The organism is Halalkalicoccus tibetensis, from assembly GCF_037996645.1.
GTDB lineage: Archaea > Halobacteriota > Halobacteria > Halobacteriales > Halalkalicoccaceae > Halalkalicoccus > Halalkalicoccus tibetensis.
The window spans coordinates 197,282-213,287 of the sequence record NZ_JBBMXV010000001.1 but is presented as its reverse complement, the minus strand read 5'-3'; the positions used below and the strand labels follow the sequence as shown (position 1 = coordinate 213,287).

Annotated in this window: 13 protein-coding genes and 1 tRNA gene; 4 read left to right on the top strand and 10 right to left on the bottom strand. The window is 68.4% G+C overall.

Annotated features, from left to right (window positions below; translation table 11 throughout):
* Positions 1 to 48: 48 nt before the first annotated feature.
* The 4 genes from WOA58_RS01260 to WOA58_RS01245 all read right to left on the bottom strand — a co-directional run bounded on the left by WOA58_RS01260 (position 49) and on the right by WOA58_RS01245 (position 7,491).
* On the bottom strand, positions 49 to 1,350 hold the full coding sequence (locus WOA58_RS01260; protein ID WP_340602309.1) for a nickel pincer cofactor-dependent isomerase, group 22: 1,302 nt from the start codon (positions 1,348 to 1,350) through the stop codon (positions 49 to 51).
* Complete coding sequence (gene pdxA / locus WOA58_RS01255) at positions 1,347 to 2,369, bottom strand: 4-hydroxythreonine-4-phosphate dehydrogenase PdxA (RefSeq protein WP_340602308.1); 1,023 nt, start codon at positions 2,367 to 2,369, stop codon at positions 1,347 to 1,349. Before pdxA ends, WOA58_RS01260 begins: the two co-directional genes overlap by 4 nt.
* A complete protein-coding gene (locus WOA58_RS01250) occupies positions 2,362 to 3,600 on the bottom strand; it encodes a four-carbon acid sugar kinase family protein (RefSeq protein WP_340602307.1) in 1,239 nt (412 codons plus the stop codon). Before WOA58_RS01250 ends, pdxA begins: the two co-directional genes overlap by 8 nt.
* 81 nt (positions 3,601 to 3,681) lie before the next feature.
* Positions 3,682 to 7,491: a glycoside hydrolase family 97 catalytic domain-containing protein gene (locus tag WOA58_RS01245; RefSeq protein ID WP_340602306.1), complete on the bottom strand. Its 3,810-nt coding sequence runs from the start codon at positions 7,489 to 7,491 to the stop codon at positions 3,682 to 3,684.
* Positions 7,492 to 7,637: 146 nt separating this feature from the next.
* Between WOA58_RS01245 and ilvD the strand changes: the two genes are divergently transcribed.
* Positions 7,638 to 9,389, top strand: coding sequence for a dihydroxy-acid dehydratase (gene ilvD / locus WOA58_RS01240; protein WP_340602305.1), 1,752 nt, complete (start codon positions 7,638 to 7,640; stop codon positions 9,387 to 9,389).
* 40 nt (positions 9,390 to 9,429) lie between these two features.
* On the opposite strand, the gene WOA58_RS01235 is transcribed toward ilvD, so the two are convergent.
* Positions 9,430 to 9,591 carry a hypothetical protein gene (locus tag WOA58_RS01235; RefSeq protein ID WP_340602304.1) on the bottom strand — a complete coding sequence of 54 codons (162 nt, stop codon included), beginning with the start codon at positions 9,589 to 9,591 and terminating at the stop codon, positions 9,430 to 9,432.
* A gap of 145 nt (positions 9,592 to 9,736) precedes the next feature.
* On the opposite strand from WOA58_RS01235, the gene WOA58_RS01230 reads away from it, so the two are divergent.
* Positions 9,737 to 11,797, top strand: coding sequence for a cation:proton antiporter (locus WOA58_RS01230; RefSeq protein ID WP_340602303.1), 2,061 nt, complete (start codon positions 9,737 to 9,739; stop codon positions 11,795 to 11,797).
* A gap of 230 nt (positions 11,798 to 12,027) precedes the next feature.
* On the opposite strand, the gene WOA58_RS01225 is transcribed toward WOA58_RS01230, so the two are convergent.
* From WOA58_RS01225 to WOA58_RS01210, 4 genes are all read right to left on the bottom strand, one after another.
* Positions 12,028 to 12,098: transfer RNA gene (locus tag WOA58_RS01225), tRNA-Pro, on the bottom strand.
* Positions 12,099 to 12,166: 68 nt separating this feature from the next.
* The gene (locus WOA58_RS01220; RefSeq protein ID WP_340602302.1) at positions 12,167 to 13,036 is read right to left on the bottom strand and encodes an RNA-guided pseudouridylation complex pseudouridine synthase subunit Cbf5; all 870 of its coding nucleotides are present in this window, start codon (positions 13,034 to 13,036) and stop codon (positions 12,167 to 12,169) included.
* Positions 13,036 to 13,614, bottom strand: coding sequence for a (d)CMP kinase (cmk, locus tag WOA58_RS01215; protein ID WP_340602301.1), 579 nt, complete (start codon positions 13,612 to 13,614; stop codon positions 13,036 to 13,038). Before cmk ends, WOA58_RS01220 begins: the two co-directional genes overlap by 1 nt.
* Before the next feature lie 41 nt (positions 13,615 to 13,655).
* On the bottom strand, positions 13,656 to 14,564 hold the full coding sequence (locus tag WOA58_RS01210; RefSeq protein WP_340602300.1) for a DUF106 domain-containing protein: 909 nt from the start codon (positions 14,562 to 14,564) through the stop codon (positions 13,656 to 13,658).
* A gap of 84 nt (positions 14,565 to 14,648) precedes the next feature.
* Here WOA58_RS01210 and WOA58_RS01205 point away from each other — a divergent pair, with 84 nt between their 5' ends.
* Both WOA58_RS01205 and WOA58_RS01200 read left to right on the top strand, forming a co-directional pair.
* A complete protein-coding gene (locus WOA58_RS01205) occupies positions 14,649 to 14,987 on the top strand; it encodes a nucleotidyltransferase domain-containing protein (protein ID WP_340602299.1) in 339 nt (112 codons plus the stop codon).
* On the top strand, positions 14,980 to 15,273 hold the full coding sequence (locus WOA58_RS01200) for a hypothetical protein (protein ID WP_340602298.1): 294 nt from the start codon (positions 14,980 to 14,982) through the stop codon (positions 15,271 to 15,273). The genes WOA58_RS01205 and WOA58_RS01200 overlap by 8 nt, the downstream gene beginning before the upstream one ends.
* Before the next feature lie 85 nt (positions 15,274 to 15,358).
* Here WOA58_RS01200 and WOA58_RS01195 read toward each other — a convergent pair whose 3' ends face one another.
* Complete coding sequence (locus tag WOA58_RS01195; protein WP_340602297.1) at positions 15,359 to 15,982, bottom strand: adenylate kinase; 624 nt, start codon at positions 15,980 to 15,982, stop codon at positions 15,359 to 15,361.
* Positions 15,983 to 16,006: the final 24 nt, after the last annotated feature.

Below are 16,006 nucleotides of genomic sequence, written 5' to 3'. Positions count from 1 at the left end.
TCCGTACTCGATCGGGCACGGCCAAAGGAGTTGCCGTCGCGGTAATAGTCAGTTCGGTGGCCCGAACTCCCCGTCCTCGAAGGCGATCGGCTCGAGCGGGCCGACCGAGACGTCCTCACGACCCTCGAGTTCCCGGGCAACGGGCTCGGAGACCAGCAGCTCGTCGGGCTCCATCGTGTTCTCGATGCGCGCGACGCGCAGGTCGGCGGGGTCCGCGACGCCGGTGGTCGAACAGGCCAGGATCAGCGCGGTCAGGTCGTCGGGGACGGTAAAGGGGATCCGTGCTCGCGAGGTCTCGCCGCTGGTGGCGATGTTGACGTACATGTCGTCGAGTGCGAGCTCCTCGACGACGTCGCGGTGGACGAAGTCGGCGAGGCCGAGCCCGAGGCCGTTGCCGTGGGAGGCCGGCGTGATCGAGCGCGCGTAGATCCGGGTGACGCTCGGGGAATCGGGCTCGCTCTCCCCGTGAAAGAGCACCCGGCCGATCACGTTGGTGTCCATGCCGGTTCCCGAGACCTCCTTGCCGATCTCGTCGACCACGAGGAGGTCGAGGTCCTCGACGGGGAGCATGGGAAGCTCCTCCCGGGCGACGTCGAGCAGCTCGGGTTCGCGATCGAGGATTTCTGTCGAACCAACGCCCTCGATGTGGGTCGCCCGGTCGGCGGCGTTCTCGATCAGCCCGATCCCGCCGACGACGCACTCCTCGATGATCAGCTCGGCTCGCTCCTGGATGACCTCGCTGAAATCGCTCGCCAGCCCGGCGTTGTGTAGCGACTCCGCGCCGCGGTGCTTCCCCAGCCCGATCACGGCGATCTTACAGAGCCCGCTCTCGACGGGTCCATGGAAATCGGTGTGGGGTTTGATCCGGTTCGCGAGGATCACCGCGTCCATCGCGAGGGCGTCCTCGGCGACGTAGACCGGCCGTTCTAAACTATCCGTTCCGACCTCCGCAACCGCCATCGAGGTGTGGATCGGGCAGTCCAAACGGTCCTCGGTGATCCCGAGCGCTTCGAGCGTCTCGCGTTGCCCTTCGCTGGTCGCGCCCCCATGCGAGCCCATCGCGGCGATCACCGAGGGCTCGAACCCCCGCTCGCGAAGCTCGTCGACCGCCGCCTCGAGCACCGCGGGCATGTCGTGGATCCCGCGACTCCCGGCGGTGATCGCCACCTCCGCGCCGGGATCGAGCGAATCGAGCGGGAGGTCGTCGACGGCCGCCCGGGCGGCCCCCTCCAGATCGTCGATCGAGTCGAGATCGCGGTGGCGGGTCGCACGCGCGAAGCGGGGCAGGTCGTCGCGCTCGACGTCGTTGGCGCCCCGCAGCGTCCCCGCGTCCGGGAACTCGAGGTTCATACCCCCTCACCCGCTTCGACGCGCGTCCGTTCCCGCGCCATCCCGCTCGCGACTTCGACGGCGTCGAGCAGGCTCTTCTCGCTCGCGATCCCCTCGCCCGCGATATCGAAGGCGGTGCCGTGGTCGACGCTCGTCCTGATGATCGGCAGGCCGATGGTGACGTTGACCCCCGAGACCGCACCGCCCTCCGCGAAGCCGAGCATCTTGATCGGGATGTGACCCTGGTCGTGGTACATCGAGACCACGCAGTCGGCGGCCCCGCGGGCCGCCCCCACATAAATCGTGTCGGGCGACTCCGGCCCGAAGGCGTCGATCCCCTCCTCGCGAGCCCGCTCGACCGCCGGCTCGATCTCCGCGCCGTCCTCCTCGCCGAGCAACCCCCCGTCGCTGGCGTGGGGGTTCAGCCCCGCGACCGCGACCGTCGGGGAGTCGATCCCGAGTTCGCGCAGCGCCTCGTCGGTCACGCGAACGGTATCGAGCACCGATTCCTCGCTCACGAGGTCGCAGGCCTCCCGCAGCGGGACGTGCGTGCTGACGTGGGTCACTCGAAGGGGGCCCTCGATCAGCATCATCGAGTAGTTCTCGGTATCGGTGTAGTCGGCGAGCATCCCGGTATGGCCCGCGTAGTCGCTGCCGGCGAGCTTCGTCGACTGTTTGTTGATCGGGGCGGTCGTCATCGCGTCGATCCCCCCCGACTGGGCGAGCTCGATCGCCCGTTCGATATACTCCAGACTCGCTTCGCCGTACTCCTCGCGGACGACGCCCCGCTCCAGCTCCGCGACGTTGTCCAGATCGAGGACGGGGATTCGATCGTCCCTAAACGAGGCCTCGTCGGGCGAGCCGACCCGTTCTATCCCGAGGTCCGACCCACAGACCTCGCGGGCGCTCTCGACGACATCGGCGTCGCCGATCACCAGCACGTCGGCCGTCTCCCGAAGCTCGCGATACCCCTTGACGATCACCTCCGGGCCGATCCCCGCCGGATCGCCCATCGTGATCCCGATCGTGGGCTCACTCATGGTCGCCACCGAGGGCCCGCAGGCAGTTAATTACCGTTGCATCGCTCCCGAACCCGCCGGCTTTCGTGACGACCGGGAGCCCGTCGGCACACCCTCCATCGAGACGGCTCACGGGGATGCCCGCCTCGACTTCGACGCCCGAAAGCGAGAGCGCCCGGACGCCGAGCGCGTCGAAGGCGGCCATCGCGATGTCCCCACCGGTGACGAACAGCCCCGCCGCCTCCCCGCACCCCGCACGCGCCGCGCTCGCGAGCGCCGCCGTGACCCGCTCCCGGATCGCCTCCCCGTCGAGCCCGCGCTCGTGGCCGAGTTCGAGGGTCCGCTCGACCGCCTCGCGATCCGGAGCGGCCGTGACGACGGCGTGCTCGCCGGCCGCGAGGCGATCGGCGGTCCGCCGACCCGCCTCCCGTCCCGCGCCCTCGGGATCGGAAAGCAGCTCCTCGGGCCCGATCGCGATCACCCACTCCTCGGGGAGCGCAGCGAGCTGTTCGAGCGAGCGTTCGCTGACGCTCCCGACGACCCCCAGCGCGCCGCCCGCGGCGTACTCGAAGCCGGGCTTTCGGTCGGGCTCGCCCGGGACGGCGACGTGTTCGGCGAGGCCCGAGCTGCCGGCATAGAGCGGGCGGCGATCGGACTCCCGACCGGCACGGGCGATCGCCACGAGATGGCGCTCGTGGGTCGCGTCGCAGGCGATCACCGACCCCGGAGGAACGTCATCGAGTACCCCTCGAACTGCGTCGGGACCGGCGGCGACGGCCCCGATCCCGAGGTGACGGACGGGTCGATCCAGCCCCTCGAACAGCGCCGGCAGGCGGGCGCTCGCGGGCGGGTTCGGATCGTTTGCGTACTCGGTGTCGGTCAACAGGCAGCCGTCGACGAGGTGGTGGCTGCAGGCGGTGAGCCGGCCGACTGCGGGCGCGGCGGGGGCGAACAGCCCGCGGTCGAACCTCTCCATGGCGGCGTCGACCTCGCTTGCGACGTTTCCACGAAGGGTGGAGTCGACCTTCTTGTAGACGACCGGCGCGTCGGTCCCTCGAACTACCCGGCGGACCCGCTCTGCGGCCGTCTCCGGGTCGGCATAGCGCGAGTCGGTGTTGACTGCGAGGACCGACGCGTTGGGCTCGGAGTCGGGATCGACCCGTACCGTCGTCCCGTAGCCCCGCTTGGCGAACGCGTGGGCGGTGTCGGTCGCGCCGGTGAGGTCGTCGGCGACGACCAGCGCACGTGGCATGGATCGCGTTTGGGACGCTCCCCTCAAAACGGGTTCCATCGCTGGTCCATCGAGAGCCGGACGTGGATCGGCGGAACTGAGCTACAGCGGTGTGAACGGCACCGTCGCGAGCGACTCGGCGTCGTATGCGAGTGCCTCGGACTGGTCGACGCCCGCGGGCGTCGCGAGATCGACGATCCGCGGGGCGTTCTCGACCGCATCCTCGCGCGCACCGCCGAAGACGAAGGGTTCGGCCTCGACGCCGACCGGGCGGAGGATCCCGTTGTCCTCGCTCCCGACGATCGGGGCGACTTCGGCCTCGCCGACGTCCAGGTCGCCGAGCGCGTCCTTCGCGACCGAGACGATCGCCGTATCGCTCGCGAAGTCGACGAACGTCCCTGGTGTAGCGAGCTCCGATTCCTCGGCGTCGACGAGGCCCCGGCCGAACCCGCTCGCGTCGACCCGGTAGTGCCACTCCTCGGCGAACTCGGCGGTGAGCTCGAGGTCGCCCAGTTCACTCGTCCGTCCGTCCTCGCGCGAGGGATCACGCAGGTAAAGCAGGAAGTAGTGGGGCGAGAACTCCCCGCCGAAGGTGTCGTAGAGGTTCTCGACCTCGAAGGCGAAGCGGAACTCCTCGTCGGTCTCGTAGACGCCCAGTGATAGGAGGTCGAAGGCGCCGTCCTCGAACGCGTCGTCGGTCGGGTAGACGTACTCACCGGGGCCGTGGTCGTCGCCACTGGGGTCATCCAGTTCGGCGATCAACTCACCGGGCTCGACGGTGACGGTCCCCGACGCGAGCTCGCTTCCGTCCCCGGGGTCGCGCACGACGACATCGTAGCTCCCGATCGAGCCGATCGAGAAGCCGAGATCGACGGTCTCGTCGTCGGCGCCCGGCGGGAGCCGGACGTTGTCGACGGCCGCGAGCTCCCCGTCGATCTCGATCTCGACGGTCGTCCCGCCGACGAACGCGGAGTCGTTCGAGCCGGTGGCGGAGACGACGGGCTCGCCGAGGCCGGCCTCCGAATCGACCGAGTAGGCGAGCTCCTGTTCGGGGCGCTCGTAGTCGGGGAGCTCGTTGATCTCGCCGCCGCGGGCCCGGCGGAGTCGGACCGCCGTCCCGCCGCTCGGCGCCATCGAAGCGAGCAGGGTCGTGCTCGGGTTCACGATCGCCTCGTCGATCCGCACGCCGGTGGGATCGCTATCGACGCCGGCGCCGACCTCGTCGGAGTAGATCTCGGCGACGTAGTTCGGTCCCTGGCGGTTGCCCTGCCCGGCGCCACCCGACTTACCGGGCGCGAGGAACTCTAGGGGGACATCGATCGCGCGCCCGTTCCCGTCGGTCATCGCGCCGACATACCACTTCTCGCCCGACCGTCGGGCCGTAGCGACGTACTCGCCGACCTGCGACTCGACAACGCGGGTCTCGTCCCAGTCCATCGGCACCTCCTCGATGAACGCGAACTCCGGCTCCGCGTCGAAGTTCTCGTTCTCGGGCGTGTAGCCCTCGTACTCGGCCGGAACCGGTGAGTCCTCGCCGACCTCGGTGACGGCGATCGTGTTGAGATTAAACCCGCCAACGTCGCCCTCGAAGGTCTCGCCGGCGTCGTAGTTCAGCTCGATCGCGATCTCGTTGTCGCCGGCCTCGAGTTCGACCTCGGTCGTGAACACCTCCCACTCGTCCCAGTAGTCGGTGAACTCGGGCTCGATCGTTTCGGAGCCGTCGTCGACACGGAGGGTCGCCCGCGGTCCGCCGGCCTCGATCACGCGCTCGGCGTTGTCCTCGGGTGCGCTCGCGTAGCGGAGATGGAGGTCGTAGGCGCCCGCCGACTCGACGTCCCGCACGGTAAAGGAGACCGACGACCCGCTTGGAACGCGGTTGGGATCGACCGCGACGGCGTTCGTTCCGAAGGCGTTTCGCCACTCGTCGAGCGTGATCATACCGTCGAGCTCGCCCGACGCGGCTTGGAGGAGCTCGCCGACCTCGAACTCGCTGCTGACGTACGCCTCCATCCTGTCGGCGGCCATCTGCAGTCCGCTGAGGTAGTTCGGGTACATCGCGAGCTGTTTGGCCCGCGTCGTCTGGACCTGATCGCCCCGGTCGTCGTTGAACGTGATGTCGAAGATACCGGGCTGGTAGCTCACCGGCCCCGCGAGGTTCCGCGTGAACGGGATCGTGACGTGGTGCTCCCGTCCGACGTTCGAACTCAGCTGGTCGAAGCCGTCGAACTCCTGGGCGGTGACGACCTCGCGGTTCGCGACGTTGGGGTAGGTGCGCAGCTCGCCGGTCGGCTTGATCCCTTCGTGGATCTCGAGCAGCTGGCGGTTGGCCGCGGCCTCCCGGATCACGAGCCGGTGGTGGTTGACCGCGAGCTGGTTGTGCTGGTTGTGGGTCGGCTCGGAGCCGTCACCGTCGATCCCCAGCCCCGGATCCGAGACGTAGCCGTTCTTGATCGAGTGGATCCCCACGTCCTCGTACTGCTCGAAGACGTCGTCGTTCAGGATCTGGTCCTCGTAGTTCGGGAGGTTCCCCGCCGTCTCGTTGTGCATCGTCATCTCGACCCCGTCGAGGTCGGCGCCGAACTCGGCGACCTCCCGGACGTCGAAGTCCGGATAGGAGTCGTCGACGCCGAACTCGAGTCCGGAGCCGTCGCCGGGGTAGGTGTCCCAGCCCTCGTTCCAGCCCTCGACGAGCACGCTGTCGATGCCGTTCTCGTCGGCGAACCGCATGTACCGTTTCATCCGTTCCGTCCGAGCGCCGTGGATGTATCCGGCCGCCTCCTCCGGGCTCTCGAAGGAGTCGTCGGGGCGGTACTCCCAGTTCGCGGAGCCGGCGATCATCGTCCACCAGATCCCGACGTATTTCCTGGGAACGATCCAGTCCGTGTCGGGTTCCCCGTCGACGGTCGGCAGGGCCGACTCCTCGAGCGGGTCGGCTAGAAGGGGGATCAGCTGGGACTCGATCAGGTCGCCCGGGGTCGAGCCGACCTGGATCGTCCGCCACGGGGTCGCGTTCGGAAGTTCGAGGGAGACCTTCGACCCGTCGGGCAGGGGCGTGAGCTCGGTCGTGAACCTGGTTCCCCCGTCCTCCGAACGGGGCGCGAGCGTCGCCGCGGCGTAGTCGTCGAGGTTCGACTCGTGGACGCTCAGGTAGACGTCCTCGGCGTCGACGGTCAGCGGCGTGTGCACCCCGTTTCTGAGTTCGGTTCCGGTCGGTCGGGTCTCGCGGGTGCCGCCGGGAATTTCCGAGAGCGGCGACTCGGTGTACTCCTGTTCGAACCGCGGGTTGGTGACCTCGTTTCGGATCCACCACGCGGTGTGGTCGCCGTCGAAGTCGAAGCTGGTGTTCTCGCTCGTGACGATCGCTCTGTCCGAATTGCTCGCGAATTCCTCATCGAGGACCACGCGAAAGCCCAGGCCGTCGTCGAAGACCCGGACCTCCAAGTTGGCCGACCGGCCCGATCCCTCGACCTCCTCCAGCCCGACGATCAGCGACTCGTAGTCGGCTGAGACCTGCTCGAAGTCGCCCCAGACGGGCTCCCACTCCTCGGTGGCCGACTCGCGCTCGCTACCGGTCACCTCGAGGGTGGCCCCGTCCTCACCCTCCACCGAGGCGCCGAACGCCGGCTGGTTTCGGAAATCGAAGCCCAGCGTCGAGGGGCCGATCCGGGTCGTCCCGTCGCAGACGACCTCGTAGCTCGGAACGCCGTTCGAGACATCGACCGTCACCGAGATCGAGCCGTCGGGCGACTCGACGCGCTGGACGGCGTCGTCCTCCTCGTTCGTGACCCGTGCGGCCACCGCGGCGGGTACATCCCGGCTGTAGGCGGCCGCGGCGACGAGCGCCCCGACCCCGCCGAGGAAGCCACGTCGGCTCGAGCCCTCGTAGCCCTGCTGAAATCGTTTTTCACTCATTTTCGAGTTGGAATCGAACCGCACGATTAATAAACTTAATCACAGCTGTCGTCTGGGATATGAATAGGGGATTTCGCCATCGGCCGCGACGCGGGATCGGCTACCCCATCGGCAGCTATTAATCCCTCCACACCCGCCGAGTGAATATGAGTAACACGCCACAGCAACGTCGGCGCGAGGGCGGTGAGAAACGCGAGGACCTGCCGAGTCGCGAGGTGACGGAGGGGCCGGAACGCGCGCCCCACCGCGCGATGTTCCGCGCGATGGGCTACGACGACCGGGACCTCTCCTCGCCGATGGTCGGGGTCGCCAACCCGGCGGCGGACATCACGCCGTGTAACGTCCACCTGGGCGACGTGGCCGATAGCGCGATCGAGGGCGTCGACGGGGCGGAGGGCATGCCCATCGAGTTCGGCACGATCACCATCTCCGACGCGATCTCGATGGGCCACGAGGGGATGAAGGCCAGCCTGATCTCCCGAGAAGTGATCGCCGATTCGGTCGAGCTGGTCGCCTTCGGCGAGAAGATGGACGCGCTGGTGACCGTCGCGGGCTGCGATAAGAACCTGCCGGGGATGATGATGGCCGCCATTCGTACCGATCTCCCGAGCGTCTTCCTCTACGGCGGTTCGATCATGCCCGGCGAGCACGAGGGTCGCGACATCACAGTGCAAAACGTCTTCGAAGGGGTCGGCGCGGTGAGCTCCGGCGAGATGAGCGAGGACGAGCTGGTCGAGATGGAACACGACGCCTGCCCCGGCGCGGGCTCGTGTGGCGGGATGTTCACCGCGAACACGATGGCCTCGATCAGCGAGGCGATCGGGCTCGCGCCCCTCGGGAGCGCGGGCGCGCCCGCCGAGACCGACGAGCGCTACGAGATCGCCCGCGAGGCCGGCGAGCTCGCGCTCGACTGCGTCGAGGCAGACCGCACCCCCTCGGAGATCCTCTCGAAGGAGAGCTTCGAGAACGCCATCGCCGTGCAGGTCGCGATGGGCGGCTCGACCAATGCCGTGCTCCACCTGCTGGCGATGGCCGCCGAGGCCGGCATCGACCTCGAGATCGAGGAGTTCGACGAGATCTCGCGGAGAACGCCGAAGATCGCGAACCTCCAGCCCGGCGGTACCCGCGTGATGAAGGACCTCTGGGAGCAGGGCGGCGTCCCGGTCGTGATGCGCCGGCTGCTCGAGGCGGGCCACGTCCACGGCGACGCGATGACCGTCACCGGGCGCACGGTCGAGGAGGAGCTCGACCATCTGGAGGAGGCGGGAGAGATCCCGGAGGACGACGCGGTCGACGCCGACTTCATCTACACCGTCGACGATCCCTACCAAGAGGAGGGCGCGATCAAGATCTTGACCGGTAATCTCGCGCCCGACGGCGCGGTCCTCAAAGTCACCGGCGACGACAAGTTCCACCACGAGGGTCCTGCCAGAGTGTTCGAGAACGAGGAGGACGCCATGGAGTACGTCCAGGAGGGGTACATCTCCTCGGGCGACGTGCTCGTCATCCGAAACGAGGGGCCCCGCGGCGGGCCCGGCATGCGTGAGATGCTCGGCGTCACCGCCGCCGTCGTCGGCCAGGGCCACGAGGACGACGTGGCGCTGCTCACCGACGGCCGCTTTTCGGGTGCGACTCGCGGCCCGATGATCGGGCACGTCGCGCCCGAGGCGGCCGACGGCGGCCCCATCGGGCTGGTCGAGGAGGGCGACACGGTTACCGTGGACATCCCCGAGCGAACCCTCTCGGTCGACGTGAGCGACGGCGAACTCGAGGATCGCCTCGAGAAGTGGGAGCGTGCGGAACCCCAGTACACGACCGGCGTGCTCGCGAAGTACGGCGCGGCGTTCGGCTCGGCGGCCAACGGCGCAGTGACGAACCCCGGCGCGAAGCAGGAATAGGCGGGCGGTGTTCGGTGCGGCGGACCCCAGCGGAGGTGAGTCAGCGGTTCACGAGTACGAGTCCCGCCAGCGCGGCGCCGACGAGGGCGATCCCGATCCCCGAGAGGCCGGTACCGTAGGCGAAGTCGGCGACCGTGTGGACCGCGCCGACGAACGCGAGGCCGAGCAGGAGAAGCGACAATGCGAGCGACCGTTTGTCCATGCGATCGGGTAGGACCGGATCGCCATCAACCCGTCGCCGGTCCCGTCGGCGGGATCGGCTGGCTTTATGCGGCTGGCGGAACCCAACTCCGGTACGAGTCCCCGATGTGGTCGATCGATACACGACGAGAGGCGGGTAGGAGCCGATGGACGCGGTGAGCCGACCGGCCGTCGCCGAGCTGCCCGTCTCGGACCCCGTGTTGATCTTCGCGCTCGCGATGATCGCCTTCCTGGTCGCCCCGTTGTTGTTCGGGCGCTACCGCCTGCCCGGCATCGTCGGGATCATCCTCGTCGGGGCGGCCATCGGCCCGAACGCGCTGGGCGTCCTCGAGCGCGACGCGACGATCGTCCTGCTGGGCGAGGTCGGGCTGATCTACCTGATGTTCGTCGCGGGCCTCGAGATCGACCTCGACGGCTTCTTCGAGGGCGTCGACCGCAGCGTCGTCTTCGGCCTGCTCTCCTTTCTCGTTCCCCAGGCGGTCGGGACCGTCGCCGGCGTCGCCGTCCTCGGGCTCTCGATACCGGCCGCGCTGCTGTTCGCGTCGATCTTCGCCTCCCACACGCTGCTCGCCTACCCGGTCGTCAACCGGCTGGGGATCGCGACCGACGAGGCGATGACCGCCACGATCGGGGGGACGATCCTCACCGACACGCTCGCGCTGCTCGTGCTCGCGATCGTCGTCGCGTCCGCCGAGGGCGCGCTCGACGCGGCGTTCTGGGCGCAACTGGGGGTCGGCTTGACGCTGTTTTTCGTCGGAGTCTGGGTCCTCGTCCCCCGGATCGGCGCGTGGTTCTTCCGAACGGTCAACGAGGAGAGCTACTTCGAGTTCCTGTTCGTGATGAGCACCCTGTTCGTCTGTGCGTACCTCGCCGAACTCGCGGGCGTCGAGCCCATCGTCGGCGCCTTCCTGGCAGGACTCGTGTTGAACCGGCTGATCCCCGCCCACGGGACGCTGATGAACCGCATCGAGTTCGTCGGCAACGCGCTGTTCATCCCCTTCTTCCTGCTGTCGGTGGGGATGCTCGTCGACGCCCGCGCGATCGCCGAGGGCCCCCGGACGCTGCTGATCGCGGGCGTGCTGATCGTCAGCGTCCTCGCGACGAAGTTCGCCGCGGCATGGATCGCCGGCCGGCTCTACGGCTACAGCGCCGATCAGGTCCGGGGGATGTTCGCGCTCTCGCTGGGCCAGGCCGCCGCGGCGCTCGCGATCGTGCTCATCGGCTTCCAGGTCGGGATCGACGGCTTCGACCAGGAGATGGTCAACGCCGTCGTCCTGATGATCCTCGCGGTCAGCGTGATCAGCCCCGCGGTCATGGAACGGGCCGGCAAGCGGATCGCGCTCGCGGGCGAGCGGAGCGACTACGACCCCGCCGATCGCGCACAGCGGCTGTTGATCCCCTTCGCCGATGACTCGGACAACGCCGAGGGGCTCGTGGACCTGGCCCTCGCGATCCGCGAGCCGCGGGCGAGCGACCCGCTCCGGGCGGTCACGGTCGTCGAACCCGGCGAGGGCGCCGACGCACGGGTGGCACGCGCCGAGGCGACGCTCGACCGGACCGCCGAGTACGCTTCGGGCGCGGAGGTCCCCCTCAAGTCGGGGACGCGGCTCAACTACAACGTCGCCTCGGGGATCGTCAACGCGGCCGTCGAGAACCGCGCGTCGACGGTCGTCATCGGTTGGGACGGCGCGCGCTCGCGCGAACAACGGGTCTTCGGCGAGGTGATCGACCAGGTGCTCCGGCGGACGACCCAACAGGTGCTCGTCTCGCGGGTGCGCGAGCCCCTCGGGACCGCCCGCGAGCTCGTGGTGTTGTTCCCGCCGGGGATCGCCCACAACGCGGGCTTCGGCGAGGCGGTCCACACGGTCAAGACGCTCGCCGACCGGAGCGGAACCCGGGTGCGCGGCGTCGTCGTCGGCGACGATCCCCGACGATACGAGCGACTCTTCGAGGGCGTCGAGCCGGAGATTGCCGCGGGGTTCGAAGGCGTCGAGGACTGGAAGGCGCTTCTGGAGGTGCTCCGCGACGACGTCTCCTCGCGGGACCTCGTGGTCTGTCTGAGCGCCCGTCGGGGGACGGTCGGCTGGCATCCCCAGCTCCAGACCCTCCCGAAGAGCATCTCGACGCTGGTCGACGGCGACTTCGTCGTCGTCTATCCGGCAAGCGCCGAGCGCGCGGACGACCGGCGGTTCCTCCGGCTGCGGTAGGCGAAGCCCGGATATAAGCCGCCGGCGCCCGAATCTCCGGCATGTCCGTCGAGCAGTTCCTCGGGGAGTTCCGCGAGCGGCGGCTTGCTGGCTCGACACCCGGTCCTATCCGTGAATCCCGCTGCTCGCGGACTCACTCGTCACGGGATCTCACGGTCTGGCGACGCGGTAGAACATGGGACCATGGTCGCTCGTGCTATTCGCTCCCCGTTTCATTCTTCTTCGAAAAGTGGGACCGCTGAGAGTCGAACTCAGGTCCTACCGACCCCATCGGCAGAGGATACCACTACCCCACGGTCCCGCGTTTCGGACAACGCCCGTCGACCAATTAAGGGTGTCGTTTCGCTCCGGCGGGTTCGCCTCGTCGGGTCAGACCAACACCCGCTCGAGGGCGACGACCCGACCCGAATCCGCGTCGGGGTCGCCGACGAGCCGACCGAGACAGACCGCCGATCCGTCGGGGGTGTAGCAGGCGACCAGCGGCTCCTCGTCGGGGTCGCCCTCGCTATCGATGACCCCCGGCGCGTAGACCTGCGCGCCGTTCGCGACTTCGCGGGCGGCGCTCGGGGCGATCGTCACCCGCGGGAGGTGAACGAGCGCGCGCTCGCCCGGCGCGAGGATCCCTCGAAGGGGCTCCTCGTCGCCCTCCTCGGCGAAGGCGATCGCGTCGACCAGGTCGTGAAGCGAGCACAGCGAGGCGTCGTCGAAGGGGGTCGTCGCGGTTCGGCGCAGGTGGCCCATGTGGGCGCCGGTCCCCAGCGCGAGCCCGAGGTCGTGACAGAGCTTTCTGATGTACGTCCCGCTCTCACAGCGGATCCGGAGCAGGGCCTTCCGCTCGCGGACCTCGAGCAGGTCGAGCTCGTGGACCGTCCGCACCCGGAGGCGCCGCGAGACCGCGCTCTTTCTGGGCGGCTTCTGGTAGAGCGCTCCCTCGAACTCCCCGATCACGGATTCGATGTCCGTCGGCGCCGGCCCGTGGAGCTCCAGGACGGCGACGTACTCCTTCTCCCCTTCGAGGAAGGCGGGCGCGAGCCGGGTCGCGGTCCCGGTCAGCGTCGGGAGACAGCCCGTCACCTTGGGGTCGAGGGTGCCGGCATGGGCGGCCTTCTCGACGTCGAGGGCGTCGCGCAGCCAGCCCGAGGCCTGGTGGGCCGAGGGGCCGGGCGGCTTGTCGAGGTTGACGACGCCGAACTCGGCGAGCGATTCGAGATCGCGCTCCTCGGGCGGGTCGCGGCACATCAGAACTCGTAGCGGACGTCGGTCACCGGGAACGCGCCCTCGTCGCCGGCGGGCTCGTAGGTCTCGGCGGCGGCGACGAGCATGTCGGTGGTCGGCTCGGGCCCCCAGCGGGCGGTGTTGACCGCCAGGTCGTAGATCGAGAGGTCCCCGATGTCGATGCCGTAGTACTCCTCGTAGCGACGCGCCTCGCTCTCGGAGCGGGTGACGGTCTCCTCCTCGGCCCGCTCGACAGACTTGTCCTCGCGGTCGGCGATCCGCTCGGCGCGGACCTCGATGGGCGCGTTGAGCCAGATCCGCAGGTCGGCGTGTTCGGCGGCCATCCAGCCCGCGAGCCGGGACTCGAGGACGAGGTCCTCACGCGTCTCTGCGAGCTCGCGCAGCCGACGGTCGAGGTCGCGATCGATCGTGTCGTCCTCCTCGGCGAGCGCGTTGAACTCCTCGAGCGAGAGGCCGCGCTCGGCGGCGAGCTCGCGAAAGACGTCGCCGCCGCTGACGTGTTCGTAGCCGAGCGCCGCGGAGAGGCCGGTCGCGGCGGTGCTCTTGCCGCTGCCCGGCGGGCCGGAGACGGTGAGTAACATATCCCCTCTCGCGGGGAAACGCTAAAAGGAGTTTCTATCCGTCAGCCCGTCGGCGTGGTGCTGACGTTGAGCGCCTTGCGCAGGAGCTGGGTGAACGCCATCGAGCAGACGAAGTACCAGACGATCCACGCCTGGATCGGGCCGACCAGCCCGGAGCGCCAGGTGTCCATCTCGCCCGCAAGCGGGAACGTGATCGTCCCCAGCGCCGAGAGGTCGCCGTCGTAGATCATCCAGTACATCCAGAGGAACACGGGGATGGTAAAGAGCATGATCCAGACCATCGGGCGGAACTGCTCCTTGAGCATCCCCATCTGCTCACCCATCGCCTCCATCTGCTCCTGCTGGATGCGCTCCATCGCCTCCTCGTCGCCGCGCTCCTTCGCGCGCTCGCGTTTCTCCTGGATCTCCTTCATCTTGCCCTGATACTCGCTCATCTTCGAGGTGTCCATCAGGTTCGCCTGCAGCAGCGAGGAGTACAGCCCCGTGACCAGCGCGAGGATGAGGATCACGGCATAGAAGGGCAGGACGTCGTTGATCGGGCCGATCACGATGTCCATCGTCCCGCCAATCGCGCTCCGGGCGGGCCCCCACGCGTAGCCGAGGAACGTCAGCGCCACCCCGCCGGCGGCCATCTTGTCCCATTTCGTCCAGCTCGAGTCCTCGTCATCGTCGCCGGTGCTCGACGTCGGCGCCGACCCGCTCGTCCCGTCGGGATCGACGACCGACGCGACCTCGTCGGGGTCGCGGACCTCGAAGCCCTCGATCCCGTCGACGAGGATCCCCTTCTCGATCAGGCGGCCCCACTGCCCGCTCGAGATCTCGTCGCGAACGTCGGCCCACTCGACCTCCCCCTCGCCGCCGTCCGCCTCGCGCAGCACGACCGCGATGGCGTGCTCCATGTCGGGGTTTTCCTCGATGAGGTCCCGTACCTTCTCCGCGGTTCGTCCCATTGGCCGGAGGTAGGAAATCGTGGCTAATCAACCTGTTCTTCCCACCCGGGCACACTTATTCGACTCGGACGCCTACATCGGGCCATGAGCACCGACGACGGGATCCACGAGGCGGCGGTCGAGGAGTTCGTTGAGCGAGTTCACGAGCGGGAAACGGAAGGCATCGAATCCATCTACCTGTTCGGGAGCGTCGCACGCGGGGAGGCGAGGGGACGGGACTCGGACGCGGACCTGTTCGTCGTGCTGTCGGACGAGGTGGACCGAAGGGAGACCGAGGACGAACTGCGTGATCTCGCGTACGAAGTCATGATCGACCACGACGTCGCGATCAGCGTCCACTCCCAAAAGCGCAGCCGATTCGAGGAGCGGTGTGACCATCCGTTCGTCCGACGAGTGACGGACGAGGGCATCGCGTATGCGTGAGCACGCCGCCGAGGAGATGGAAAAATCGAGAACGGCGCTCGAAGACGCGAACACGCTTCGGGAAGGTGGCGGGAGCGACGAGGCGATCGTCAACCGACTGTACTACGCCTGTTTTCACGCCGCACAGGCGGTACTGTACGCGAACGGCTACGACCCGAGCACTCTACGCTGCCGTCACGAGGCTGTTCGGTCGAGAGATCGTTCGATCGGCCGACGCCTCATCCTCGGACGGGCGGTTCCTGAACAGGATGCGGGACCTTCGGAACGACGCGGACTACGGGCATAGCGAACTTGACGTCGATATAGAGGCGATCGCCGCGAGAAGCGAAGCGTTCGTGGACGGTATGGAGTCGGTCCTCGATCGGTGAACGCTACTCAACGCGTTCGTCGACCGCGCCCTTGATCTCGGACCAGACCTCGTCGGGGCTCTGTTCCCCGTCGATCCGAACGAAGCCTGCGTGGTCCTCGTAGTGTTCGATCACGGGCTCGGTGTTCTCCTCGAAGACGCGGAGGCGCTCCTTGACCGTGTCCTCGGTGTCGTCGTCGCGCTGGACGAGCCGGTCGCGGACCTCCTCGTCGGCGGGCATGTCGTACTCCGTGTGGTAGTTCTCGCCCGTCTCGGGGTCGACCCGGCGGCCCGTCAGCCGGTTGACCAGCTCCTCCTCGGGGACGTCGAGGTAGAGCACGACGTCGAGCTCGGTGATCCCTTCCAGGTACTCGACCTGGGACTCGTTTCGCGGATAGCCGTCGAGCACGTAGCCGTCGGCCGATTCGAGGGCCTCCTGGACGATCTCGTTGACGACCTCGTCGGGGACGAGCTCCCCGTCCTCCATGTACTCGCGTGGCGTGCCGTGTTCGGTCTCCACGTCCTTGTTCGCGCGCAGCGCGTCGCCCGTCGTCACGTGCTCGATCCCGTACTCCTCCGCGAGGTTCGAGCTCTGTGTCCCCTTCCCTGCCCCCGGTGCACCGACGATCAGGATCTGTGGCTGTGCCATATCCCCCTCTCCCGGTTCCAGCAT